Annotated in this window: 25 protein-coding genes; 13 read left to right on the forward strand and 12 right to left on the reverse strand. The window is 64.1% G+C overall.

Going from position 1 to position 24762, the window contains the following annotated elements; genetic code table 11:
- Positions 1-131 precede the first annotated feature (131 nt).
- The gene (locus tag X265_RS30975; protein ID WP_128968261.1) at positions 132-938 is read right to left on the reverse strand and encodes a lytic murein transglycosylase; all 807 of its coding nucleotides are present in this window, start codon (positions 936-938) and stop codon (positions 132-134) included.
- 386 nt (positions 939-1324) lie between these two features.
- Between X265_RS30975 and X265_RS30980 the strand changes: the two genes are divergently transcribed.
- The 5 genes from X265_RS30980 to X265_RS31000 all read left to right on the forward strand — a co-directional run bounded on the left by X265_RS30980 (position 1325) and on the right by X265_RS31000 (position 4418).
- Entirely contained in the window at positions 1325-1849 is a 525-nt protein-coding gene (locus X265_RS30980) for a hypothetical protein (protein ID WP_128968262.1), read from the forward strand.
- A gap of 49 nt (positions 1850-1898) precedes the next feature.
- On the forward strand, positions 1899-2252 hold the full coding sequence (locus X265_RS30985) for a hypothetical protein (protein WP_128968263.1): 354 nt from the start codon (positions 1899-1901) through the stop codon (positions 2250-2252).
- A gap of 534 nt (positions 2253-2786) precedes the next feature.
- The gene (locus X265_RS30990) at positions 2787-3023 is read left to right on the forward strand and encodes a hypothetical protein (RefSeq protein WP_128968264.1); all 237 of its coding nucleotides are present in this window, start codon (positions 2787-2789) and stop codon (positions 3021-3023) included.
- Between the two features lie 203 nt (positions 3024-3226).
- Entirely contained in the window at positions 3227-3784 is a 558-nt protein-coding gene (locus tag X265_RS30995) for a DUF305 domain-containing protein (protein ID WP_128968265.1), read from the forward strand.
- Between the two features lie 43 nt (positions 3785-3827).
- Positions 3828-4418 carry a hypothetical protein gene (locus tag X265_RS31000; RefSeq protein WP_128968266.1) on the forward strand — a complete coding sequence of 197 codons (591 nt, stop codon included), beginning with the start codon at positions 3828-3830 and terminating at the stop codon, positions 4416-4418.
- Positions 4419-4512: 94 nt separating this feature from the next.
- Here the strand turns inward: X265_RS31000 and rpoD are convergent, their stop codons facing one another.
- A complete protein-coding gene (rpoD, locus tag X265_RS31005; protein WP_128968267.1) occupies positions 4513-6660 on the reverse strand; it encodes an RNA polymerase sigma factor RpoD in 2148 nt (715 codons plus the stop codon).
- 377 nt (positions 6661-7037) lie between these two features.
- Positions 7038-9074 (reverse strand): DNA primase, encoded by a 2037-nt coding sequence (gene dnaG / locus X265_RS31010; RefSeq protein ID WP_128969479.1) that lies wholly within the window; start codon positions 9072-9074, stop codon positions 7038-7040.
- Positions 9075-9341: 267 nt separating this feature from the next.
- Here dnaG and X265_RS31015 point away from each other — a divergent pair, with 267 nt between their 5' ends.
- Positions 9342-9905: a chlorite dismutase family protein gene (locus X265_RS31015; protein ID WP_128968268.1), complete on the forward strand. Its 564-nt coding sequence runs from the start codon at positions 9342-9344 to the stop codon at positions 9903-9905.
- 80 nt (positions 9906-9985) lie between these two features.
- Here the strand turns inward: X265_RS31015 and X265_RS31020 are convergent, their stop codons facing one another.
- A complete protein-coding gene (locus X265_RS31020) occupies positions 9986-10384 on the reverse strand; it encodes a gamma-glutamylcyclotransferase family protein (RefSeq protein WP_128968269.1) in 399 nt (132 codons plus the stop codon).
- A 75-nt stretch (positions 10385-10459) separates the two neighbouring features.
- Between X265_RS31020 and X265_RS31025 the strand changes: the two genes are divergently transcribed.
- Positions 10460-11266: an N-formylglutamate amidohydrolase gene (locus X265_RS31025; RefSeq protein ID WP_128968270.1), complete on the forward strand. Its 807-nt coding sequence runs from the start codon at positions 10460-10462 to the stop codon at positions 11264-11266.
- Positions 11267-11297: 31 nt separating this feature from the next.
- On the opposite strand, the gene X265_RS31030 is transcribed toward X265_RS31025, so the two are convergent.
- Genes X265_RS31030 through X265_RS31040 form a run of 3 tightly spaced genes read right to left on the reverse strand, consistent with a single transcriptional unit; the run spans position 11298 to position 13961 of the window.
- Positions 11298-11918: a LysE family translocator gene (locus tag X265_RS31030; RefSeq protein WP_188637449.1), complete on the reverse strand. Its 621-nt coding sequence runs from the start codon at positions 11916-11918 to the stop codon at positions 11298-11300.
- A 49-nt stretch (positions 11919-11967) separates the two neighbouring features.
- Positions 11968-12513 carry a hypothetical protein gene (locus X265_RS31035; RefSeq protein WP_128968271.1) on the reverse strand — a complete coding sequence of 182 codons (546 nt, stop codon included), beginning with the start codon at positions 12511-12513 and terminating at the stop codon, positions 11968-11970.
- A 2-nt stretch (positions 12514-12515) separates the two neighbouring features.
- Entirely contained in the window at positions 12516-13961 is a 1446-nt protein-coding gene (locus tag X265_RS31040) for an LVIVD repeat-containing protein (RefSeq protein WP_128968272.1), read from the reverse strand.
- A 116-nt stretch (positions 13962-14077) separates the two neighbouring features.
- Here X265_RS31040 and X265_RS31045 point away from each other — a divergent pair, with 116 nt between their 5' ends.
- The 3 genes from X265_RS31045 to X265_RS31055 are packed head-to-tail and all read left to right on the forward strand — an operon-like array spanning position 14078 to position 15364.
- Complete coding sequence (locus tag X265_RS31045; RefSeq protein ID WP_128968273.1) at positions 14078-14392, forward strand: ArsR/SmtB family transcription factor; 315 nt, start codon at positions 14078-14080, stop codon at positions 14390-14392.
- Positions 14385-14855 carry an SRPBCC family protein gene (locus X265_RS31050; protein WP_128968274.1) on the forward strand — a complete coding sequence of 157 codons (471 nt, stop codon included), beginning with the start codon at positions 14385-14387 and terminating at the stop codon, positions 14853-14855. Before X265_RS31045 ends, X265_RS31050 begins: the two co-directional genes overlap by 8 nt.
- The gene (locus tag X265_RS31055) at positions 14852-15364 is read left to right on the forward strand and encodes an SRPBCC family protein (protein ID WP_128968275.1); all 513 of its coding nucleotides are present in this window, start codon (positions 14852-14854) and stop codon (positions 15362-15364) included. The genes X265_RS31050 and X265_RS31055 overlap by 4 nt, the downstream gene beginning before the upstream one ends.
- Before the next feature lie 136 nt (positions 15365-15500).
- Here the strand turns inward: X265_RS31055 and X265_RS31060 are convergent, their stop codons facing one another.
- Positions 15501-16274, reverse strand: a complete 774-nt coding sequence (locus X265_RS31060) for a DUF2189 domain-containing protein (protein WP_128968276.1) — start codon at positions 16272-16274, stop codon at positions 15501-15503.
- A gap of 238 nt (positions 16275-16512) precedes the next feature.
- On the opposite strand from X265_RS31060, the gene X265_RS31065 reads away from it, so the two are divergent.
- Complete coding sequence (locus X265_RS31065; RefSeq protein ID WP_128968277.1) at positions 16513-18747, forward strand: ATP-binding protein; 2235 nt, start codon at positions 16513-16515, stop codon at positions 18745-18747.
- A gap of 37 nt (positions 18748-18784) precedes the next feature.
- Here X265_RS31065 and X265_RS31070 read toward each other — a convergent pair whose 3' ends face one another.
- The 3 genes from X265_RS31070 to X265_RS31080 all read right to left on the reverse strand — a co-directional run bounded on the left by X265_RS31070 (position 18785) and on the right by X265_RS31080 (position 22326).
- Positions 18785-20395: an acyl-CoA synthetase gene (locus tag X265_RS31070; protein WP_128968278.1), complete on the reverse strand. Its 1611-nt coding sequence runs from the start codon at positions 20393-20395 to the stop codon at positions 18785-18787.
- A 122-nt stretch (positions 20396-20517) separates the two neighbouring features.
- On the reverse strand, positions 20518-21654 hold the full coding sequence (locus tag X265_RS31075) for an epoxide hydrolase family protein (RefSeq protein ID WP_128968279.1): 1137 nt from the start codon (positions 21652-21654) through the stop codon (positions 20518-20520).
- Between the two features lie 216 nt (positions 21655-21870).
- Entirely contained in the window at positions 21871-22326 is a 456-nt protein-coding gene (locus tag X265_RS31080; RefSeq protein ID WP_128968280.1) for a GatB/YqeY domain-containing protein, read from the reverse strand.
- A 238-nt stretch (positions 22327-22564) separates the two neighbouring features.
- On the opposite strand from X265_RS31080, the gene carA reads away from it, so the two are divergent.
- The gene (gene carA, locus X265_RS31085) at positions 22565-23755 is read left to right on the forward strand and encodes a glutamine-hydrolyzing carbamoyl-phosphate synthase small subunit (protein WP_128968281.1); all 1191 of its coding nucleotides are present in this window, start codon (positions 22565-22567) and stop codon (positions 23753-23755) included.
- Between the two features lie 43 nt (positions 23756-23798).
- Here carA and X265_RS31090 read toward each other — a convergent pair whose 3' ends face one another.
- Entirely contained in the window at positions 23799-24014 is a 216-nt protein-coding gene (locus X265_RS31090; RefSeq protein ID WP_128968282.1) for a hypothetical protein, read from the reverse strand.
- 142 nt (positions 24015-24156) lie between these two features.
- On the opposite strand from X265_RS31090, the gene X265_RS31095 reads away from it, so the two are divergent.
- Complete coding sequence (locus tag X265_RS31095) at positions 24157-24678, forward strand: hypothetical protein (RefSeq protein WP_128968283.1); 522 nt, start codon at positions 24157-24159, stop codon at positions 24676-24678.
- Positions 24679-24762: the final 84 nt, after the last annotated feature.

Consider the following 24762-nt stretch of genomic DNA (forward strand, 5'->3'; position numbering starts at 1 on the left):
TCACATTCCGCTGTCATTCCCCGCGAAAAGCGGGGAATCCAGTACGCCGCGGCTCCTCGGTTCTAGCCACGCCGCCTCTGGAATACTGGATCGCCCGCCTTCGCGGGCGATGACACCGAGTATGGGGCGACCTACTGCCCCACCAGCCGGTCCCCAAAATAGCCGATGGTCTTGCGGTAGATCACCGCCCTGTTCCATTCGCGCATTGCTTCGAAATTGGCTGAGCCTTCGCCATAGGGCTGGCCCATCTTGAAACCGTTCGAGTGCAACAGGTTCGCGGTCGAGGCGAGCACGTCGGGGACGCTGTGGCGGAGGTCGACATGGCCGTCGCCGTCGAAGTCGACACCGTACTTGATGTAGGACGACGGCAGGAACTGGGTCTGGCCGATCTCGCCGGCATAGGCGCCGATCAGGTCGCGCAGCGGCAGGTCGCCGCGCTGCACGATCTTGAGCGCGGCGAGCAGCTCGCCCTGGAACAGCTCGGTGCGGCGGCAGTCATGCGCGAGCGTCGCCAGCGTGCGGATCACCGGCAGCTTGCCCATGTCGCCCTTGCCGAAATCGCTCTCCAGGCCCCAGATCGCGACCAGGATCTGCCGGGGCACGCCGTACTGCTGCTCGATGCGCGAGAGCAGCGCGGCATGACGCTGCAGCAGCGCGCGCCCGCCATTGATGCGCCCGGCGCCGACGCGGGTCGAGACGTACTGCTCGAACGTCTTGTTGAAGGTGTAGCGCTGGCGTCGGTCGAAGGCGAGCACGGCCCCGTCAGGGGTGATGCCGCTGAACGCCGCGCTGGTCACGGCGGCCGAGACGCCCGCGGCCTGCGCTTCCGCCGTCATGGAGGCGATGAAGCCGTTGAAGTCGCCGCCGCAACGGGCGGCCTCGGCCGACCCGCCGGCCAGCGTGATGATGACGGCGGCGGCGAACAGCGATCTCAACATTCGAAAGCATCCTGATGACATGGGCACGAAGCGGAAGGCGATCATGCCCGGGAACGGGATTCGCGTCAAAGCGACACAGAGCTGATCCTGTCCGCTCCTTCCGACGACCTGGGCCAAACCAAAAATCGCAAAACAACCCCATGCACAGTAGCCGCACGGCGATGGCCGATTTTGCTTTTCCGAATTTTTCTTGACCCGTCGGGCAAAACAGGCCTAGGGTGCCAGCATCGCAGACTCCGGACCTCGGCACCCGCCCGCAACGCGCCCGTCGAAAGCGACCAGCGTCAAAGCTGGCAGGTTTGATCCGCATCAACGTGGCTCGCGGCCTCGTTCATAGACTGGGATCAACAGCAGCGCCCGCCCACGTCCGCGCAGGAGACCCACCCATGACCGGAATTACCCTCACCACCGAGCAGATCCGCAACGCGCCCGCACCGGTGCGGCAATGGATCGAGCAGGAGGTGATCACGTCGCTCGGGCTTGCGCCGCGCCCGCCTGTGGCCGCACCTGTTCAGACCGCCCATCTCGTCGCGTGCAGCGTCGACGACGTGGCCGGCGTGCTCGAGCACATCCGCGGCACGTTCCCGGCGGTCAACGTTCTCTTTGAATTCGGCCGGCCCGGCATCAGCTACGGCCAGCCGGCGGTGATGACGTTCCGCCTGATGGATATCCTGCATCACACCCGGCTGCATGAGATCGGCCAGGTGATGACGTGCCTGGAGATGATCAACCAGGCGCTGACCGTCGTGAGGAAAGACCCGTCCGCGCGGTTCTGCGGTTACGACAATGAGGGCCACTGCCTGATCGCGCCGCAGACGCAGGCCAGCATCGCGACGCTCTGGCAGGACATGATGGCGCGCCAGCAGGCGCAGCAGCCCAACGCGAACGACCGCATCGCGCCGGCGGCGTGAGCCGCGGAACGGACGACCGACCACCAAGAGCAGGTTTGCGGAGAAGGGCATGGTGCCGAACACCAGAAGACGGACCGGGCCGCGCTCCTTTCGCCTGCTGCGGGTGCCGCTTTTCCGCCTGCTCGTCATCAACCTCGCGATCGGCGCCTGCGCCGCCACGCTCCTCGTCGGCGGGCTGCTCTGGCTCGACCCCGGACATCTGCGTGAATTGATCTTCGCCGATCGCGCACCTGGCATCGGGCTTGCGTTGCTGCTCGCCTCGTTCGTCATCACCTTCGGCTCCGCCGCGATGGGCAGCGCGATCATGGCGCAGGGCCGCAAGGAGGAAGATGATCGAGACGGCGGCGGCCACACATCGCAAATGGCCGTGCAGGAAGTCCCGCGCCGCGCGCGTCCAACGTGAGGCGTGCAACGCACGAGTGATCCCGATGCTGATACGCCCGAGGTGATCCGGCGCACGCAGCGGGGAAGAGATGCAGGTTCACGCAGCTCCGCAGCAATTGCGCGCGCTCGTTGCGTCGCCAGCGCCGACAAGATGAACAAAGTATTTCGGATATCCAAGCATTTGCTTTTCAAAATCGCGGGAACTTAGATCGATGTTCGCCGCATATCTGATGCGCTCGCTGCGACATCAGCGCCACGATGATTCACCTTGCCATCACGGAGCGCAGGCGATAGCCTTCTATCTCAGGTTGTCGCCCCGCCAGCCCCGGGCGATGCTGTTGACCCAAGATAAACGGCGGGCTCCACCCAGCCCGCCGTTTATCGAGGGAAGGTCATCGCAGACGCCTTCGCGCCGCAGCCAAGCCATACCCGATACACCAGCTCAACCAGACAGTTCCACGCCCAGCTGCGCCGGCCCACTGGTCGGAACGCTGATCTTCATGAGCCGCGCGAAGTCATTTGACTGCGGCGCCCTGATCGACGACAAGCCGCCATGGCCAAAAAACCCGGTACCAATCCGAAGGGCGAATTCGCCTTTTTCAACGTCGTCTACGAAGACGGCTCCCAACGCTCCAACCGCCGCGTACCCACCGAGCTGCTCGGCGGCCTCGACGGCGACGAACCCGCGCGCAACTTCATCATGGAGCAGGACCGCGAGATCGCGGAAAAGAGCGGGAGGCCGGCGTTGGAGATCGAACGGATTGAAAGGGTGGGGGCGAAGAAGAAGTAAGCTTCGGCTTCCTCCACGCAGCGAAGCAACCGGAGATGCGTCCGCCGATATGGGCCCGTACCCAGAAATCAGCGACGTCGGATCTTGGGCAAGGCCGAACAATTTCGCCGGTTGAGAACATTGCCGATTTTCACCCAGGGCCGCCATGGCGGCTTCCGAGGAACTCTGCCAATTTCGATGCGTCTCCTCTGAGGAGGTGACCCATGTCCTACACGCGCTTTTTCGCAATGATTGCGGTCTCGACCGTCGTGATGTTCGTGTTGATGTACTTCAACACCTACGCCCTGGAACACGTGCGCTTCAGTGAGACCCGGGTCTATATGGCCCTGCTCATGGGAGCGGCGATGGCGATAATCATGCTCAGCTTCATGCTCGGCATGTACAAAAGCCGCGGGCTGAATGCCGCAATTCTCGCTGTCGCTCTCCTTGTATTCGGGGCTTCGCTGTGGCTCGTGCGCAGCCAGCAAACGATTGGCGACGTCGCCTATATGGAAGCCATGATCCCCCACCACTCGATAGCGATCATGACGAGCGAGCGGGCGCACATCAAAGACCCGGAAGTGCGGAAACTTGCCGACGGGATCATAGATGCCCAGGTGCGCGAGATCGTCGAAATGAAGCGCGACATTTCCCGACTGGAAGCCAACCCACCATCAGCAAATGCGTCGGATTTGCCATCTTACCGTGAGCGCGGCGAGAAACCTCCTCCCGCGGAGACCGATGAGACCGCCGGGATCGACACGACCAAAGTCCCACGCTGATGTTCGCCTTATGTACGCGGATCGAAGAGAGCGAAGAAGGCTGTTGGTCGATGACGTCCGCAAGGAGGAAACGAAGGATGACGAAGGCGCAAGTAATGGCGGAGACTTTCACGGCCCATTCTGGGCCGACGCAAAGGACCACGTCGCTGGCCTCTCAGACCTACGTATGCAGACCAAGCTTCGAATTGAAAGTAACAAAGCGCGGTCTCGTCTCTACCCTCTGCTCACGGAAAGCTTTCTTAGTTTGTGGAACGAGAAAGTTCGGTGGCGCAACGAGAAGTTCGAAGCTTATCCGACGAGCGTAAAAGCTCAATTCACCGTCGAAGAGTTAAACGCCACGATAAAGATCGAGAACTTGGTTGCGGTGAGAATCCCTGACGGATCTAGCCGGGTGATCTATCCTTATTTCAGCGAGACACCCATTCTCCCCGACGAAGGCGCCAGGCTTGGATTTTGGGCGCTACAACAAGCACTTCCCGATTTTCGCTATGAGGACTTTAGGATTATTGATTTGTTGCGCCGCGCATATTTTAGGCCAGCTGAAGTTGGCAGAGCTGGTGACGAACCGGATCTTTTCATCGCGAAGTACCGCCAAATACTCGATGAGTGGGCAAGAATCCGCGGGGAGCGTTAGGCTGGACTGGCCACCAAAAATAAACGGCGGGCTTTCGGCCCGCCGTTTTCGATTGGATGGATACCCGAGTCGGGCCCGGGCATGACGATCCGAACTAGTTATCCAAGAAGCTCCGCAGCTTCCGCGACCGTGACGGATGCTTCAGCTTCCGCAGCGCCTTGGCTTCGATCTGGCGAATACGCTCTCTCGTCACCGAGAACTGCTGCCCCACCTCTTCCAGCGTGTGGTCGGTGTTCATGCCGATGCCGAAGCGCATGCGCAGGACGCGCTCTTCGCGCGGGGTGAGCGAGGCGAGCACGCGCGTGGTGGTTTCGCGCAGGTTGGACTGGATCGCGGCGTCGATCGGGAGGATCGCGTTCTTGTCCTCGATGAAATCGCCGAGATGCGAATCCTCTTCGTCGCCGACCGGCGTTTCCAGCGAGAGCGGCTCCTTGGCGATCTTGAGGACCTTGCGGACCTTCTCGAGCGGCATGCCGAGCTTCTCGGCGAGCTCTTCCGGGGTCGGCTCGCGGCCGATCTCGTTGAGCATCTGCCTGGACGTGCGCACGATCTTGTTGATCGTCTCGATCATGTGCACGGGGATGCGGATGGTGCGGGCCTGGTCGGCGATCGAGCGGGTGATCGCCTGCCGGATCCACCACGTGGCGTAGGTCGAGAACTTGTAGCCGCGGCGGTATTCGAACTTATCGACCGCCTTCATCAGGCCGATATTGCCTTCCTGGATCAGGTCGAGGAATTGGAGGCCGCGGTTGGTGTATTTCTTGGCGATCGAGATCACGAGGCGAAGGTTGGCTTCCACCATCTCCTTCTTGGCCTGACGTGCCTCGCGCTCGCCCTTCTGCACGGAGTGCACGATCTTGCGGAACTCGACGATCTCGAGGCCGGTCAGCGCGGCGAGCTGATGCACCTCGTGACGGAGGTCCTTGATGCGGTCCTTCTCGTGGTGGACGAAGTTCTTCCAGCCCTTGGCGGAGAGTTTCGACACACGGTTGAGCCAGCGCGGATCCAATTCAGAACCGGTGTAGTTGCGCAGAAAATCCTCGCGCGCGACGCCGTGGCTGTCGGCGAGACGCATCAGGCGGCCCTCATGCGAGACGAGGCGCTTGTTGATGTCGTAGAGCTGCTCGACGAGTGAATCGATACGCGCCTGGTTCAGGCGCAGCGACTTCACCTCGACGATGATCTCGTCCTTGAGCTTGCGGTACTTGCGCTCCTGGTGCGGCGAGAGCGAGGGACCATGCGAGGTGCTCTCGAGCTGGTTCTGGATGTCCTGCTCCTGAAGCTTGCGCAGCTTCTTGTAGCTCTCGGCGATCTTGTCGAAGATCTCGACGACCTTCGGCTTGAGCTCGGCCTCGATCGCCGCGAGCGACATCTGGTTCTCGAACTCGTCGTCCTCGTCCATGTCGGCTTCGGCGGCGGCCTCGCCCGGATCCTTGTCCTCGCCACCGGCGGCGGCGGGCTGCGCCGCGCGGAACGGGGTCGGCGACGGCGGAGCTGCGGGCGGGGCGACATGCGCGGGCGCAGCCGCTGCGGCCGGCTGGCTGCCATCGGCCGCGGCCTCACCGTTTTCGCCGGCAGGACCTGCGATCATCGCAGTGTTCATGCCGCCCTTGGCCTCGGGGCCGGCATAGGTGGCTTCGAGATCGATGATGTCGCGGAGGAAGATCTTGCCTTCGTTGAGCTCGTCGCGCCAGATGATGATGGCCTGGAAGGTCAGCGGGCTTTCGCAGAGGCCCGCGATCATCGCCTCGCGGCCGGCCTCGATGCGCTTGGCGATGGCGATTTCGCCTTCGCGGGACAGCAGCTCGACCGTGCCCATCTCGCGCAGATACATGCGCACGGGATCGTCGGTGCGCTCGCCCGGCTCGCTCTTCTTGACCTCGGTGACGGCCTTCTGGGTGACCTCGACGAGCTCGTTATCGGTCTCGTCGTCACCCTCGTCCTTCTCTTCCTCGCCTTCAGAATCGTCGGCTTCGGTGACGTTGATGCCCATGTCCGAGAGCATGGACATGATGTCCTCGATCTGCTCCGGGGAGGTCTGGTCGGACGGCAAAACTTCGTTGAGCTGATCGAAGGTCACGAAGCCGCGCTTCTTGGCCTGCTTGATCATCTTCTTCACTGCCGCGTCGGACAGATCGAGCAAGGGAGACGGCGCGTCCTGGGAGTCCTTCTCCGGGGCGTCCGCTGCCTTGTCGTCTTTTTCCTTGTCCTTCGCCTGCAGCGTCTTTGCCTTGGTGGCCATCCATTGCTCCTAAACGCGCTTCATGCGGGAGGCGCAGCGGCCTGCCAGCGTGAATCCACTTGAACCTGTTGTTCGACGCTCTCGCTTCGTCAGATCTCGACACGGAAAGGGCGGCGCGCACAATATCTCGCCACCCCGACCTTTCTCTCGCCGGATTTGCCTAACGCTTCGTGAGCCTCTTTGTCGCGGCGGATGCAGGTGAAGTGCCAACAGCTGTTGCGCGGATTCATTCCTGACGCGTCTGTTCTGCCTGCGGCCGCGGGGGCCAAAGTGCTACAAGACCGTTAAGCCTCGATTAACCCTGTTTTTGCCGCCAAACCTTGGATTTGGCGAGTCTTTTAGCGGTTCCGGCCACCGCCGTCCGCATGATTCTTTCATCACACGCTCTTCTGGAACCGGCCGGACAGCTCGCCAAAACCCTCGATCAGGGCCTCGGTGCCGTCGACCTCTCCTATCCGAGCCTTGACGTCACGCAGCCACGCCAAATTGGCCTCGCTGGGGTCCTCCCCCAAGGCCAGCTCGGCGTCTTTCAGCTCTCTAAGTAGTGAATGCCATTGCCGATGCAAGGCAACGAGCTGGTGCCAGGTGGCAAGAACGTCGTCCCGCGCCGCGCCCTCGCGGGCGCCCCACACCGCCGCGGTGGTGATGGCGCTCTCAACCCTTTGAAGAACCTGCGAAAACCCGCCCTTTTCGAGGTCGCCGCGCATCTTCTCCGCCTGCTCCTCGGGGTCCGGGGAGTGGTAATGGTCGTTGACGAAAGCGCTGATAATGGCAGCCCGGAGCTTGTGGGCCTCGGGATGAGCCAGCTCCAGGGCGGCGACCTCCTCGAGGTGGTCATGCAGCAGCCAGGGGTGGTTGATCAGGCATTGCAGGATCAGGGCCTCGCGGCGGGAAATGGCGCTCCGCTGCCCACGCATGATCGGGCTCGCCGCCAGCTGCGGGCTCGCCGCCTGGTAGGGGCCTGAAGGTAGCGGGGTGGGGCCGGGCGGGCCGCCGCGGCGGCCTCCGCCGAACCCTTGGCCGAAGCCCTGGCCGAATCGATTCGCCTGAAAGCCGCGGGGCTGGAACGAGCGGCCGCCGCCGCCTCCCTGGCCTTGGCGGAAATTGCCCCTATTAGCAAAGCCGCCGCGCCCGCCGTCGGGCGAGAAGGTGCGTTGCAGCCGCTCGACGAAATCGTCGCGATAATAGCGACGCACGACTTCGTCACGGATGCCGTTCGTGAGCTCCTTGATGCGCGCTTCCAGTGCGGCGCGCCGCTCAGGCGTTGCGAAATTGCCGCCTTCGAGCTCGCGCGACCAGATCATGTCGGCGAGCGGGCGCGCCGCCGCGATCACCTCCTCGATCGCAGCGCGGCCACCGGAGCGCGCGAGATCGTCGGGGTCCTGCCCTTCCGGCAGCAGCGCAATGCGCAGGCTCTTGCCGGGGCTAAGAAATGGCAGCGCGAGATCCGCCGCGCGATAGGCGGCCTTCTGTCCGGCGCGGTCGCCGTCGAAGCAGAGGATCGGCTCGTCCGCCATCTTCCAGAGCAGCGCGAGCTGGTTTTCGGTGAGCGCGGTGCCGAGCGGCGCCACGGCGCCGGGAAAACCCGCGGTGACCATGGCGATGACGTCGACATAGCCTTCGACCACGATCAGCGCGCTGCCGTCATGGGTGGCTTTGCGCGCGGCCTGGTGATTGTAGAGATTGTCGCCCTTGTGGAAGAGCGGCGTCTCCGGCGAGTTCAGATATTTGGCCGGAACGTCCTTCTCCAGCGCGCGTCCGCCGAAGGCGATGACGCGGCCGCGCAGATCCGTGATCGGAAACATCACGCGATCGCGGAAACGATCGTAGGGCACCGGGATGTCGTTGCCGGCGACCAGAAGACCGGTCTCGATCATGTCCTCGACGGAGACGCCGAGCTTGCCGAGATGCTCCTTCAGCGCGAAGCGCTCGGGCGGCGGCGGCGCATAGCCGAGACGGAACTGCAACTGCGTCGCAGGCGAGATGGCGCGATCGGCAAGATAGCCGCGCGCCTTCGCGCCGACGCGCGAGGCCAGCGTCTCCGAGAAAAACTTGGCCGCGAGCTCCATGACGTCGTGCAGGGTGCGGCGGCGCTGCTCGTGCCGCGCCGCATCCGGCGTCACCACCGGCAGCGGCAGCCCCGCCATGCCGGCGAGCCGCTCGACCGCTTCGGCGAACGGCAGGCCGTCGGTCTCCATCACGAAGGTGATGATGTCGCCGTGCTTGCCGGAGGAGAAGTCGTGGTAAAAGCCCTTCTGGTCGTTGACGTAGAAGGACGGCGTCTTCTCCTGCTGGAACGGCGACAGCCCCTTCCACTCCCGCCCCGCCTTCTTCAGCTTGACGCGCTTGCCCACGACCTCGGAAACCGAAAGCCGGGCACGAAGCTCGTCGAGGAATTGGGGCGTGAAGCGCATGGCGTGGGTGTAGCGCAATCCGGGGTGAGTCGGGCGAAGGATCAGGGATATAGGTGCGGCGGGGCCAGAAGTCAGGTTTGGGCGGGTTATCCTGACTATTCGACCTATGCACAGGGCGTTCTGTCATTCCGGGGCGCGCCAAAGGGGCGAGCCCGGAATTCATCGAGCCGCCGGTATGCTGGGAGAAATGGATTCCGGGCTCGCGCTTCGCGCGCCCCGGAATGACAGAGAGCTTGCCCCCCGCCCGGTTCCACGCTTCGATAGGCCATGTTCAGGACCTTTCGGGGCGGCCAGAGCGGGGGCTGGCGCGTGACCTCGCTATCGCCTGTGACGGGCGAGCCCCTGCCCTTCATGCCGGCGCTGTCGGTGACCGACGGCGAGGCCGTCGCGCTGCCGCTGATCCCCTCGCGCAACGCCTGGCGGCTGGTCGGCGTGCCCAGCCATTTGCGCTACACCGAGCGGGGCGAGAAGCAGCAGCTCGAGAGCGTGCAGGCCGGCCTCGGCCGGCTGGAAGCGACCAGCGCGGCGCTGATCCCGATCCGCAAGTCGCAGGCCTGGTGGGACCTGACGCAGGAGGAGCGGCGCAAGATCTTCGAGGACAAGTCGCACCACATCGCGAGCAGCCTGCGTTTCCTGCCCGCCATCGCGCGCCAGCTCTATCACTGCCGCGACCTCGGCGAGCCCTTCGATTTCCTGACCTGGTTCGAGTTCGCCCCCGCGCACACCCCGCTATTCGAGGAGCTGGTCGGCATGCTGCGGCGGACCGAGGAATGGAGCTATGTCGAGCGCGAGGTCGATTTGCGCGTGGTGAAGGAAGTGCTGTCGGCTTAAAGCGCGATGAGATCGCGCTTTAAGCTCTTATTTGAGCATGATCTTGTCGGAAAACCGCTGCGCACTTTTCCGGATCAGGCTTAATGCTCGAGAAACCTGCCGGACTCGATGTGCGGCAGATCAGTCACCGGCCAATTGTAGACATAGGTCCAGGCCGGCGACGTCGTGCCATCAGCGCCTGTCACGTCGATCAGCCGGCGCAGATATTCGGTCGGCTCCGGAAAGCCCTCGCCGCAGGCCTCGTACATGTCGAGCTCGCGCAGCAGCTCATCGCCTGCCCGCAAGCGGAACAGCTCGCCATGAACGAGGTCAGAGGCCGCGTCCGACAGCAGCAATCCCGGATAATGCTTCACGAGGACGAGCCGGCCACGGCACGTCGCTTCGCCGAGGAAATCCGCATGCTGCGCCAAGAGCCGCGCCATCGGATGGTCGAAGCCGCGCATCAGGGTGCCGTAGACGAAGAGACGATCGAAGCTCATGTTGTCCTGACGTTGCGGCGCCGGTGCAATGGGGTTACTCCGATTAGACAGATTATCGTTTGATAGGCAATCAGGATGGACCTGCACACGGCCGAGACGACCGATCACCTGCTTGGCGAGGGCGATATTCCGCCAGTGCATGAAGTGAATGCGGAGGGCACATCGCCCTTCCTGCTCACGTCGGACCATTACGGCCGCGTCCTGCCGCGCGCGCTCGGTGATCTCGGCATTCCCGAGAGCGAGCTGTCGCGGCACATCGGCTGGGACATCGGCATCGCCGGCGTCGCCGAGCGGATGGCGCAGATGCTGAACGCCCATCTGATCGCGCAGCGCTATTCGCGGCTCGTGATCGACTGCAACCGCCCACCCGGCGTCGCGAGCTCGATCCCCGTCATCTCGGAGGCGACGAGGATCCCGTGCAACGAGGGCATTTCGGACGGCGAGCGCACGCTAAGGCGGCGCGAGATCTTCGAGCCCTATCATCACCGCATCGATGCCGCGATCGACAGCCGCCTTCGCGCGAAGCGGCCGACGGTGCTGGTGGCGCTGCACAGCTTCACGCCGGTCTATGCCGGCGTCGCGCGACCCTGGCACATCGGCGCGCTCTACAACCGCGACACCGTGCTGCCGAAGCTGCTGCTGAAACATCTGCGCAGCGAGAGCGATCTCGTCGTCGGCGACAACGAGCCCTATGCGGCGAGCGATCTCACCGACTACACCATCCCCGTGCACGGCGAGGCGCGCGGCCTCATCAATACCGGCATCGAGATCCGGCAGGACCTGATCGCCGATCAGTCCGGCCAGCAGCAATGGGCCGAGCGGCTGGCGCGGATTTTTGCGGAGATCGAGATCGAGCTGCGGGCGCAGCGGCTCGTCGACTAGCTGCGCCGCAGATCAGGGTTGAACCGGGAGCTCATTTCGCCCGGGTCAGCGCCAGCCAGATGCCGCCGCCGATCATGAAGCCGCCGGAGATGCGCGACATCAGGCGGGTGCGGCGAGCCGAGAAGAATTTTCGGGCGCGGCCGGCGGCGATCGCGTAGAGCGCGTCCGTCATCACGGCGGTGACCATGAAGGTGACGCCCAGCAGCGCCACTTGCGGAACGTGCGGCTGGTTCATGTCCATGAACTGCGGAATGAAGGCGCCGAAGAACACCAGCACCTTGGGGTTGGACAGCAGAACCAGGAAACCCTGGAGAAAGAATCCGCCGCGCGGCGGGGCCGGCGGCTCGTCGACCTTGACGCCTTCGATCGGTGCCCGGATCAGCTTGATGCCGAGCCACACCAGGTAGGCCGCGCCGGCAAAGCGGACCCAGTCGAACCAGTAGCCCATGGTCGACATCAGCGAGGTCAGGCCGATCGCGACGATGCCGATGACGATGGCAAGGCCCGCTTGCGCGCCGGCGACGTTGGTCAGCGCCGCGCGCGTGCCGTGGCGAAGGCCGTTGGCGATGACGAGCGTGACGATGGGCCCCGGCAGCAGCGCGAGCGCAATGCAGGCGGCGACGAAGGCGAAATAGGCTTGCATGGACATCATGGCGAGGACTCGAAGCTCGAAGCGGTTTGCGGCCATTAATGCATGGCACTCACTTGCCGTCCAGCGCGGCCATCGCCCACGATTTGATCTCCGGCGTCTCCAGAAACACGAGCGCCGCCTGCTGCATCGCGCCGGCGTCGCCGCGCCCTTGCGCGGCCGCGACAAAGAGATCGCAGCGCCGGGACACGGCAATGCCGACAGCGGCGTGACCGGCGCCATCATATGTCGCGAGATCATAGGCCCGCGCGCGACCGTGCATCTCACCGACATGCACCAGCTCGCCCGGCGCAGTCGGCCTGAAGCGCGGGGTGATCAGGTCGATATCGGCGACGCGATCGACCTCGTCGTCATCGGCGACGCCGCTGTCGCAATTGCAGAAGCCACGCTTGGCGCGGAGATAGAGCGCGGCGCCGTCGCAGGCCCCGCCCTCACAGCGAAACGCGCGGCCCGCAGGCCAGCCGTCGCGCGGAAACGGCCAGGCGATCTCGCGCCAATGCTCTGAAACTGTCGCTGGCTGCCCCGCGAGCTGATATGCGCCGACACCGGAGGCGCCGAGCATGATCACCGCCACCGCCCTTGTCGCCGCGCGCCGCATCGTCAATTCTTCGGAAGGCCGGCCACGGCGCGCGCGGCCCCGGTCAGTTCGAGAATGTGCAAGCCGGTGTTGGCGCGATCGACGATGTAGATATAGCCGCGGTCGTCGGTCTCGACATTGTTGGTCTGGATCGCGACCTTGCAGCGCTCGCCTCCCTCGACCGGAATGCAGCGCTTGTCGGTCGCCGGCGTGATGGCGGGAATGAAATAGCCGACCTCCTTGGGATGATAGGGGTCGCGGATGTCGAGCGCGCGCACGCCGGCATTGAAGAAGGCGATGAAGGCCATCTTCCTGTAATAGACCGGCGCCATGCTCTCGTTCGAGGAATGCGAACCGAACCGGCCGCCGCGCTGGCAGAACTGCCCGCTTGCCTCGGGCACCGTGTAGCTCGAAATGATCATCGGCCGCGTCTCGGTGGTGACGTCCGCGAACCACACCATCTGCCGCGCCTCGCCGCATTCGTTCAGGATGGCCTCGTCGACGATCATGACGATGTCGCGCGTCTTGCCCTCCTTGTCCTCGGCGAACTCCGCCACGGGCATGTCGAGCATCGGAAAGGTGGTGTGCGCGCCGTTGAACGCCGACATCGGCAGCCGCGAGATTTCGGGATAGCGCAGATTGTCCGGTGTCGGTTCCTTCGGCCCGTGCAGGAGCTTGTCGCGATCGACGATCTGCAGGATGCCGCCCTTGTTGGTGCCGTAGCCGAAATAGACGCGATTGCCATTGGGCCCCGTCGAGATCGGCCCGTGCAGCTCGGTCGGTACCGCGCCGGTCGATCCCGGCTCCTGCCCGGGCAGGCCGAAGTCGCGGATCTTCTGCGGATGCGCGGGATCGGACAGATCATAGACCTGCGTCATGCGGCGCGTGCGCCACTCCGGCGCGCCCGAGACGAGATAGGCGATGCCGGTGTCGCATTCCCACCAGCTCTTGTGCGTGTCCTTCAAGCCGCCGAGGCGCGTGAGCAGCACGGGGTTTGCGGGATCGGCGACGTTCCAGATCTCGTGCGCCTCGCTGCCGAAGGTGCGCAGCATGTAGACCGCGTTGGGATCGCCCTTCGGCACGGTCTTGCCGTCGCAGACCCGCACCATCTGCGCGCCGCCGGATTCGTATTTGCCCTCCTGCCCCGGCAGATGCTTGAGATATTTTGGATGCGCGGGATCGGTGACGTCGACGATCGAGGTCCCGCTCGGCTCCGCTTGCCCCGTCATCGGATTGACGGGAGCAGGCACCTCATCGGTGCCGCCGTGATGGCCGATATAGGCGATCCAGCGGTTGCCCTGATGGTGGATGGTCGGCTGATAGGCACTGCGCGCCTGCAGATCGTTGCTGCCCACCAGCTTCATGTTGGACGCCTCGGGCGGCGCGCCGATCGTTTGCTTCTGGGCGTGAACGGAAGTGCTGCCGGCAAAAAGAACGAGGGCGGCAGCAGTCAGGACGCAACGGAACATCAAAGTCCTCCCGGAACCAATCTGCGTTGGCTGAGCTTCAAGGCTAGCACAGCCACTCCCACGCGCCCAAGACACCATCTTGACATGCAACCATTTGGTTGCCTATTATCGCTTTCATGGATGAGGTCTTCAAAGCGCTTGCCGATGCCTCGCGACGGTCGCTGCTGGACAGGCTTCACGCCAGGAACGGCCAAACACTCAACGAACTCTGCGAAGGCCTCGCGATGACGCGGCAGGCGGTGACCAAGCATCTGGTCATCCTGGAGGAGGCCAATCTGGTCACGACCATCAAGCATGGTCGCGAGAAGCTGCACTATCTCAACCCGGTGCCGATCCATCAGATCGGCGAGCGCTGGATCAGGAAATTCGAGCGCGGCAAGCTCGCCGCACTGAGCGAATTGAAACGACAGCTGGAGAAGCGTGATGAGTAAACCGCAATTCGTCTATGTCACCTACATCGAGACCACGCCGGAAAAGCTGTGGCAGGCGTTGACGTCGAGCGAATTCACCAGGCAATACTGGTTCGGCGCCGAGGTCCGCTCCGACTGGAAGGTCGGCTCGCCCTTCGCGCTCGCACTCGACGGGGAAGTGACCGACTCAGGCGAGATCCTGGAGGCTGATCCGCCGCGGCGCCTGTCCTACAGCTTCAAGCATCACAAATACGAGGAGCTACGCGGCGAACCGATCTCGCGCGTGGTCTTCACCATCGAACCGTTCGGCTCGCTCGTGCGTTTGACCGTGTTGCACGACGGCTTTGTCGAGGGCGGCAAATATCTCGGCGCCGTCTCCAATGGCTGGCCGGCGATCCTGTCCGGACTCAAGAGCCTGTTGGAGCGCGGCCAGGTGCTCGCCATTCCGCGCACGGCGCTCAACAAGGGGTTCGACGCAAAATGAAGCTCGATCAGTTCAGGCCGCTCACGGTCTACACCATCTACATTGCCTCGACGCCGGAGAAGGTCTGGGAAGCGCTGACCTCGGCGGAGTTCAGCAGGCGATATTTCTTCGGCAATGCCGTCGAGGTCGAGCCCCGGCTGGGCGGCGCCTTCGCCGTTCGTACGCCCGACGGCGCATTGCACATCAGCGGAGAAGTGCTCGCCTACGATCCGCCGCGCAAGCTCGCGGTGACCTTCAACGTCAACTGGCCGGAATTGATCGAGAAGCTGGGCCCGACCCTCGTCACCTACGACATCGAGCCGGTCGGCGATGCTGTCAGGCTCACGATGAGCGAAGGCCACGACCGCGAGCTCAGCGACGATATCCTGTCCGGCGGGCGCTCGGGCTGGCCCGCGATCCTCTCGAGCCTCAAGAGCGTGCTGGAAACCGGCAAGCCACTCGCCGTCAGGCTCGGACCGCCGCAGCGCATGCTGGACGCGCTGAAGGCCATGGGCATCAAGACGCCGTAGGTGTTCGTCGTTCCGGCGAAACTATCGTAGGGTGGGCAAAGGCGCACATGCGCCGTGCGGCAACAGGCGCGTGGGCACGCTTCCGCCTTCGCTCTTCGAGCTACGGCGGACAAGTCGCTTTGCCCACCCTGCGGCACTACGGCAGCGGCACCACCAGCCGCCGGTAAAGATGCCACGTCGCGTGCCCGAGCACCGGTAGCGTCACGATCAGCCCGAGGAAATAGGGCAGCGCCGAGACGATCAGCAGCATCACGATCACCGCGGCCCAGCAGATCATCGGCAGCGGGCTGGTCACCACGGCGCGCACGCTCGTCACCATCGCCGTGACGAAATCGACCTCGCGGTCGAGCAGCAGCGGAAACGACACTACGGTCAGCGAGAACAAGATCAGCGACAACACGGCGCCAACCGCGTTGCCGATGGCGAGGAACATCAGCCCCTCATTGGTCGTCAGCACCACCGTGATGAATTCCTGCAGGCTCGAGAACGAGGCGTGCAGGCCGAGCAGCAGGGCGATCAACAGCCGCACCTGATACATCCAGATCACGAAGACGAACAGCGTGACGAAGGCCATCCAGCCGATCTCGCTGCGGGAGCGTATCGCAGACCAGATCGCGGCAAAGGACACCGGCTCGCCGCGCTCGCGGCGGCGGCTCACCTCATAAAGGCCGATCGCCACGAATGGCCCGATCAGCGCGAAGCCGGCTGCCAGCGGATAGACGAGATAAACCATGCCGAAGGCGGTGAGACAGAGCATGATCGTGATACCGCCGGCGGCGTAGAGCGCACCGAAAGCAATGCCATACAGCGGCAGCGCCTGGAAGTCGCGCAGGCCCTCGACCAGCGCTTCGGCGATGTCGGTCGCCGCAACGGGACGGATTACAGGATCGACCTTGCCCGAGATGGACATCAGCTTCCTCCCCATATCGGCGCGATCTCTCGTCGCGCGCAGACTGAGATATTAGCGCCGCCGCGCCCACGTGCAACTTTCCAGCATCGGAAAGATTGTAGCGGGGCTGCAATGCACGCGAGCGCGGAATCTTTGACCTTTGCTGCAATTTGCGCGCGTTGCCTATGGACTGCGCAGACGATCGTGCCGCAAATTGTACCTTCGATCAGACACGCGCGAACAGCGGACCGCCCCAACGATGAGCCTGCGTACCCGGTTACTGATCCTCGTCATCGCGGCGATGCTGGTGCCGGCGTGCCTCGTCGGCTTGCGATTCGTGCAGAACCGGATCAGCGAGATCAACGCGGCGCGGGCTGATCTGACTGCGTCCGCCGACGACATCGCGAGCGATCTGAGCGAGAAGATCCAAGGCACAGCCCAGCTCCACTATGGTCTGGCCCGCGCCCGCGACCTCGACACCCGCGACAAGGCGGCGTGCTCGGCATTTCTGTCTGACGTGCGGGAGGAATATCCGCAGTTCACGGGAATCCTGACCATCGATCCCGACGGCCGCCTGTTCTGCGACTCGCTTCGGACCAATCGCACGCTCGATCTGAATGATCGCGCCTACTTCAAGCAGGCAAAGGTCTCGCAGGGCGCCGTCGCTGTTGAGCCGGTGTTCGGCCGCCTCACCGGAATGTCGGTGCTCCAGATCGCCTATCCCGTGCGATCGGACGCCGGCGCGCTGAAATTCGTGCTGCTCGCCTCGTTCAACCTGAACAAATTCGCGGAATTTCACGACAAGCGCTTGCTTGCCGAGAAGGAGATTCTGCTGACCGACAGCAAGGGGACTGTTCTCGTCGCACCCAAGACGGGCAGCTGGAGTGAGCCCGTTGGTGCCTCGATCGCGGGCTCCGACCTGTTCCGCTTCGCCGTGGCGCCCGATGGCGAGGCGTCGCGCGAGGTGACCGATCGCAGCGGCCGCACCCAGGTCTGGGGCGTCGCCCGCTCGCCTTCGATTCGCGATGCCGGCCTCATCATCCTGGTCGGCCGGTCCAAGGACGGGCTGGTCGCGGCGGCGAACCGCCGGCTCTACGAGGACATGGCGATCCTCGCGGTCGCTTCGCTGCTGCTGCTCGCCGGCATCTGGCTTCTTGCAACCGTCAGCGTCGGGCGCCAGGTGGGACGGCTGGCCACAATGGCGAAGCGGCTCGAACTCGGCGACCTCAGCGCGCGCATTCCGCCGCCGCATCCGAGCGGCGAGCTTGGCGGACTGATGGCCCTGCTCAATGGCACCGCGGAGTCGCTCGAGCAGCAGCGCGCCGCCATCGCGGACCTCAGCCACAAGCTCAGCCAGTCCCAGAAGATGGAGGCCATGGGCCAGCTCACCGGCGGCGTGGCGCACGATTTCAACAATCTCCTCACCGTCATCCTCGGCAATTCGGAGCATCTTGCCGACCGGCTGGCGGGCAACAAGGAATTGAGCAAAATCGCCGGCGACATCGCGACGGCAGCCGAGCGCGGCTCCGATCTGACGCGCAGCCTGCTCGCTTTCGCGCGCAAGCAGCCCTTGAGGCCACGCGAGATCGACATCGCCAAGCAGGTCCTCGGCATGGAGCAATTGTTGCGCCGATCGCTCGGCGAGCACATCGAATGCAGTTTCGCGTTCGGCGCGGATTTGTGGCCCGCCAGCGTCGATCCCGGCCAGCTGGCGACTGCCCTGCTCAACCTCGTGCTCAACGCGCGCGATGCGATGCCGGACGGCGGCAAACTGACTGTCGAAGTCTGCAACAGCTCGCTCGGCGTTTCCGACCTCGACGTCAACGGCGAGCCGCGGCCAGGCGACTACGTCATGGTGGCCGTGACGGATACCGGATGCGGCATGGCGGCCGACGTTGCGGACCGCGCATTCGAGCCGTTCTTCACCACCAAGGAGGTCGGCAAAGGCACGGGACTCGGCCTGAGCATGGTTTACGGGTTCGCGCAACAGTCCGGCGGTCTCGTGCAGATGCAGTCCGCGCAGGGGCAAGGCAGCGTCGTCAGGCTGTTCTTCCCCCGTATCGCCGCGACGCCGAACGAGGATCCGGGCTCGGCGGAACGGAGCACTGCGCCAGACGGAAGCGAGACCATCCTGGTCGTCGAGGACGACGACATGGTCCGAGCCTATGTCGAGAGCGAGTTGAGAACGCTCGGCTACCGCGTGATCGCGACTTCGAACGGGCCTGCGGCGCTGGAAGTCTTGCGCGAGCCCGGCGACGTCCATTTGCTGTTCACCGACGTGGTCATGCCCGGCGGCATGTTCGGGCCGGAACTCGCGCTGCAGGCAACGGCCATACGGCCCGGTCTCAAGGTGCTCTTCACCTCGGGCTATAGCCAAGATCCGGTCAAGATGCCCGACGGGGGCGATGCCCGGGTTCTGACCAAACCGTTCAAGCGGCAGGATCTCGCGGCGACGCTGCGATCCGCTCTGTCGACGTCTAGCGATGTGCGGTGAAGCCTCGCGCTTGAGACGTCGTTGGCATGGTCCGAAGCTAACCTCGCTCCCGCAGCTCGCGCCGGAGCACCTTGCCTGTCGCGGTCATCGGCAGGGTCTCGGCGAATTCGACCAGGCGCGGATATTCGTGCGCCGCGAGCTGCACCTTCACGAACTCCTGGATCTCGCGGGCGAGCGCATCGCTCGCCGCAAACCCCGGACGCAAGACGATCCAGGCCTTGATCGATTCGGTACGGATCGGATCGGGAATGCCGACCACGGCCGCCATCGCCACCGACGGATGCTTCATCAGCGTATGCTCGATCTCGGACGGGCCGACGCGATAGCCCGCGGTGGTGATGACGTCGTCCTCGCGGCTGACGTACCAGAAATAGCCGTCCTCATCCTGCACGCCGAGATCGCCGGTGAGCAGGAATTCGCCGGCGTATTTTTTTGCCGTTGCCTCGGGATTGCGCCAATATTCGAGCATGGTGACGGGGCATGGCTGGCGCACGCCGATGATGCCGCGCTGCCCCCGTGGCTGCTCCTCGCCCTTGTCGTTGACGATGCGGACATCAAATCCCGGCGTCGCCTTGCCCATCGAACCCGGCCGGATCGGAAACAGATTGGAGTTGCTGCCGATCACGAGATTGCACTCGGTCTGGCCGAACACCTCATGCGCGTCGATGCCGAAGGTCTCACGCACCCAGCCGAGCAATTCGCCGCCGAGCGATTCACCGCCGGTGAAGATACTGCGCAGCTTGACGCCGGGATGTTTCACGCCCGCCTGCCGCATCAGCTTGAGCGCGGTCGGCGGCAGGAACACGTTGCGCACGCCGAGATCGGCCATCATCTGCATCGCGGCCTGCGGCTCGAATTTTCGCGCGCGATGACCCACCAGCGGAATGCAGTGATACCAGAACGCAAGCAGGCCGTTGATGAGGCCGCCGATCCAGGCCCAGTCGGCCGGCGTCCACATCAAATCGCCGGGCCGGGGCAAGAAGTTGTGGCACATCTCGACGTTGGGAAGATGGCCGAGCACGACGCGATGCGCATGCAGCGCGCCCTTGGGATTGCCCGTGGTGCCGGAGGTGTAGATGATCAGCGCGGGATCGTCTGCGGAGGTGTCGACATGGGTGAAGTCAGGCGACGCGCTCCTGACCGCGTCCCAGAACGATGCCGTGCCCACGGGCGCACGCTCGCCGACGATGTAGACCTTCTTCAGGTCCGGCAGCCGGTCCCGGATCTTGGCTAGCTTCTCCCAGCCGGCTTGGTCGGTGACAACGGCCTTGGCTTCTGAATTCGACAGCCGAAACTCGAGCGCGTCCTCACCGAACAGCGCAAACAATGGAATCGAGATCATGCCGGAACGAAACGCCGCCATATGCGCAACCGGCAATTCCAGCGACTGCGACAGGAACACCGCGACGCGATCGCCCCGAACTAGTCCGTCCGCCTTCAGCACGTTGGCGAAGCGGCGCGATGCGTCGGCGACCTCATCGAAGGAGGTGCGTGTGATGGCGCCGTTCTCGTCGACATAGACAAGTGCGAGCCGGCCAGCGCCGTCAGCGTGGCGGTCGCAGCAGGCCTCCGCGATGTTGAAGCGCGCGGGGATATCCCAGCGGAAGTTGCGATAGAGCTCGTCGTAGGTTGCAGCTTCGGTCAGCATGGCCTTGGTCGTCTTCCCGGTGTCTTGTTGTTATGGCGCAGTCTAGAGCCGGGAATACGCGGAACAAGCCCCGCGGGGTCATTCCGGGGCGCCCGCAGGGCGAGCCCGGAATGACGGCGGAGCTACCGCACCGTCGCAAAGAATTTCCTGACGTCGCGCACGAACAGCTCCGGCTGCTCGAACGCCGCGAAGTGTCCGCCCTTCTCCATCTCGCTCCAGTGGGTGATCTGGGAGAAGTTGGGCGCCATCCAGCGCCGCACCGGCGTGATGATCTCCTTCGGAAACACCGCCACGCCGGTCGGCACCGCTACCTTTGGCGTCGTCCGGCGCTTGCCGAAGCTTTCCCAATAGAGCCGCGCGGACGACGTCGCCGTCTTCGTGGCCCAGTACAGCATCACGTTGTCGAGCAGTTCGTCTTTGCTGAAGATGTTTTCGGGGTGACCGTTGCAATCGGTCCAGGCCCAGAACTTTTCCAGGATCCAGGCCGCCTGCCCGCTCGGCGAGTCCGTAAGCCCGTAGCCGAGCGTCTGCGGCCGCGTCGACTGCTGTTTCGAATAGCCGGAGTCGAAATCGACGTAGTGCTTGAGGCCGGCGAGTGCGCGCTTTTCTTCCAGCGTCGGCTCGCCCTCGACTTTCGGCGCCGAATTGAAGGCGAGCGTGATGTGGATGCCGGCGCAGTGCTCCGCATCCTGCGCGCCCAGCGAGGTCGTCACCGCCGAGCCCCAGTCGCCGCCTTGCGCGCCGTATCTTGTATAGCCGAGCCGGTCCATCAGCTTGGCCCAGGCCGCGGCGATACGGTCGACGCCCCAGCCGGGAGTCCTGGGTTTGGCGGAGAAGCCGAAGCCCGGCAGCGATGGGCAGATCACATGAAATGCATCCGCAGGATTGCCGCCATGGGCGACGGGATCGGTGAGCGGCGCGATCACCTTCTGGAATTCGACGATCGAGCCGGGCCAGCCATGGGTGATGATCAGAGGCAGCGCGTTCGTTTCCTTCGAACCGACATGCAGGAAGTGAATGTCGAGCCCGTCGATCTCGGTGGTGAACTGGTCGAAGCGGTTGAGCTTTGCCTCGCGCGCGCGCCAGTCGTAGTCATTCGCCCAGTAGGTGCAGATCTGCTGGATCCATTTCAGCGGCGCGCCCTGGCTCCAGTCGTCGACCAGCTCGGCGTCCGGCCAGCGCGTGCGCGCGAGGCGCGACTTGAGGTCGGCGAGAATGTCGTCGCTGATGGCGATGCGAAACGGCTTGATGGCTGTCATCGGCGGCGTCCCGATTTACTTATCGGGAGAGAGTAGACCGGATCGTAGCCGTGACAAGATGCACCTTCTCCTCTTGTGGAAGAAGGTGGCGCGAAGCGCCGGATGAGGGGTATCCATCCGCGAAATCGCTAGCGTTGAATGTGCGAGAGAGACCCCTCACCCGTCCCGCCGCTACGCGGCGAGCCACCCTCTCCCGCAAAGGGCGAGGGTAAGCACCTAGCCCGTCAGCGCAGCCTTCACGAGGCCGCTGGCCTTGCCGAAATCCATCTGTCCCGCGTACTTTCCGCGCAGCACCGCGATCACCTTGCCCATGTCCTTCATGCCGGCAGCGCCGGTCTCGCCGATCGCATCTGCGATCGCCTTCTTGACCTCCTCGTCCGACATCTGCTTCGGCAGGTAGGCCGAGATGACCGCGATCTCCTCGCGCTCCTGCGCGGCAAGCTCGGCGCGGCCGCCCTTGTCGTAGAGCTCGACCGCTTCCTGGCGCTGCTTGATCATCTTCTGCAGCACGGCGAGCAGGTCGGCATCCGACAGCGGCGGCTTGCCGTTGCCGCGGGCGTCGATGTCGGCGTTCTTGATGGTCGAGTTGACCATGCGCAGCGTGGACAGCTTGCGCTCGTCCTTGGCCTTCATGGCCTCCTTGACCGCATTGTTGATGTCGTCGCGCAGCATGGCCGGGGTCCTCTGGTTCGATCTGGCCTGATCTAAGCCGTTCGCCGGAAAGAGGCCATACCGGACCTTCCCCTCGGCGCATTGTTTCCCCATCGGGGTCCCAAACGGCTCAAAATTGCCGGTTCCGGCTCAAGGGCCGGTCAGGCGCCTTGGCCGGCCGTCAAATATGCAAAAACGCATGTGAATCGGTCCTTCTCTGCTTTGACGGGCGCGCGCGGGGGGACTATGAAACGCGCTCATGACACAACATGACAACGATCCCGCCTGGCCGGACCACAAACCGACCGCGCTCTTGGTGCTTGCCGATGGCACGGTGCTGGAAGGCTTCGGTCTCGGCGCCGAGGGCCACGCCGTCGGCGAGGTCTGCTTCAACACCGCGATGACCGGCTATGAGGAGATCCTCACCGATCCCTCCTATGCCGGCCAGCTCATCACCTTCACCTTCCCGCATATCGGCAATGTCGGTACCAACGAGGAAGACATCGAGACGGTGAACATGGCCGCGACGCCGGGTGCGCGCGGGGTGATCCTGCGCACCGCCATCACCGATCCCTCGAACTACCGCGCCACCAAGCATCTCGACGCCTGGCTCAAGGCGCGCGGTATCATCGGTCTCTCCGGCATCGACACGCGCGCGCTGACCGCGCTGATCCGCAGCAAGGGCATGCCCAATGCCGTGATCGCACACGCCAAGGACGGCGAGTTCGACCTGCATGGCCTGAAGGAAGAAGCGCGCGAATGGCCCGGCCTCGAAGGCATGGACCTCGTGCCGATGGTCACCTCCGGCCAGCGCTTCACCTGGGACGAGACGCCCTGGCTGTGGGACAAGGGATTTGGCCGCCAGGACAAGCCCGAGTTCAACGTCGTCGCCATCGACTACGGCATCAAGCGCAACATCCTGCGACTGCTCGCCGGCGTCGGCTGCAAGGTGACGGTGGTGCCGGCGACGACCTCGTCGGAAGACATCCTGGCGATGAAGCCGGACGGCGTCTTCCTGTCGAACGGTCCGGGCGATCCGGCCGCAACAGGCAAATACGCGGTGCCTGTCATCCAGGACGTCATCAAGTCGGGCACGCCGACCTTCGGCATCTGCCTCGGCCATCAGATGCTGGGCCTTGCGGTCGGCGCCAAGACCAAGAAGATGCATCAGGGCCATCACGGCGCCAATCATCCCGTCAAGGACGAGACCACGGGCAAGGTCGAGATCACCTCCATGAACCACGGTTTTGCCGTGGACGAGGCGACGCTGCCAAAGGGCGCAACGCAGACCCACATTTCCTTGTTTGATGGGTCCAACTGCGGCATCCAGCTCGATGGCAAGCCGGTGTTCTCGGTGCAGTACCACCCCGAGGCCTCGCCGGGCCCGCGGGACTCGCACTATCTCTTCCAGCGCTTCGCCGATCTGATGCGGCAGAAGAAGAGCGCGTAGGAGCCAAGGACGCCGGCGGACATGGCCGCCGGCGATTACCCCGTCACGGACGCATGAACATGAAGTCCGTGTCGGGATCGCAGTTCTCGGCGATGAAGCGCAGCTCGGCCTGGATGTCGGCCACGGACCTCGTCTCCAGATATTTCGAGATCACGAGATTGAGCAAGGCGCGGCACACGGCTTCGTGCCCAAGGCCGCTCGTCTCGGCCTCATCGATCGCCGCTGAAAAATGGCGCTGCGCAACATCGGAAGCATACATGGCGTTCCATTCCCTTTCCCGTTGACTTGCTGCCTCCGGCTGCCGGTCTGCGCCTTGATCTCCGTCAAGTCGCGTGCGGGCTCAGGAACAAGGGCGCGCGCGCCGTTTTGATTCCCTGAATTGTTTTCTGCCGGAGTCTCCCATGTCCGTCGTGCGCGACCATGCCGAACCGCTCGCCATCGTCTTCGAGGATGACGGGCTCGTGCCGAACAACATTCTCCCCTTCCTGGTCTACCAGGGGGCGCTGACGCTCGATCCAAAGCAGCCCGAACAGACCATCGAAAACCTGTTCGAAACGAACGATTGGGGCGGCACGTGGCGCAACGGCATTTTCGATTATCTGCACTACCATGCGACCGTGCATGAGGTGCTCGGCGCCGCGCGCGGTCATGCCCGCGTTCGCTTCGGCGGCGATCGCGGTCAGGAGCTGGAGATCAAGGCGGGCGATGTCGCGATCCTCCCCGCAGGCACCGGGCATCAGTGCATCAAGGCGAGTGAGGATTTCTGCGTGATCGGCGCGTATCCGCCGGGCGCGAAGATGGAGATCACGCGGCCGACGCCGGAGAACCACGCCGAGGCGTTGGAGACCATTCCGAAAGTCGCGCGGCCACCCGCCGATCCGGTCACGGGCAAGCACGGCGCATTGATGCGGTTGTGGCGGTAAGCGACAGCCACGGGTGCCGTATGGTGGGCAAAGGCTTGCGCGCCGTGCCCACCACATCTATCGATCGCGAAAAATGCGTGGGCA

Source organism: Bradyrhizobium guangdongense, from assembly GCF_004114975.1.
Lineage (GTDB): Bacteria > Pseudomonadota > Alphaproteobacteria > Rhizobiales > Xanthobacteraceae > Bradyrhizobium > Bradyrhizobium guangdongense.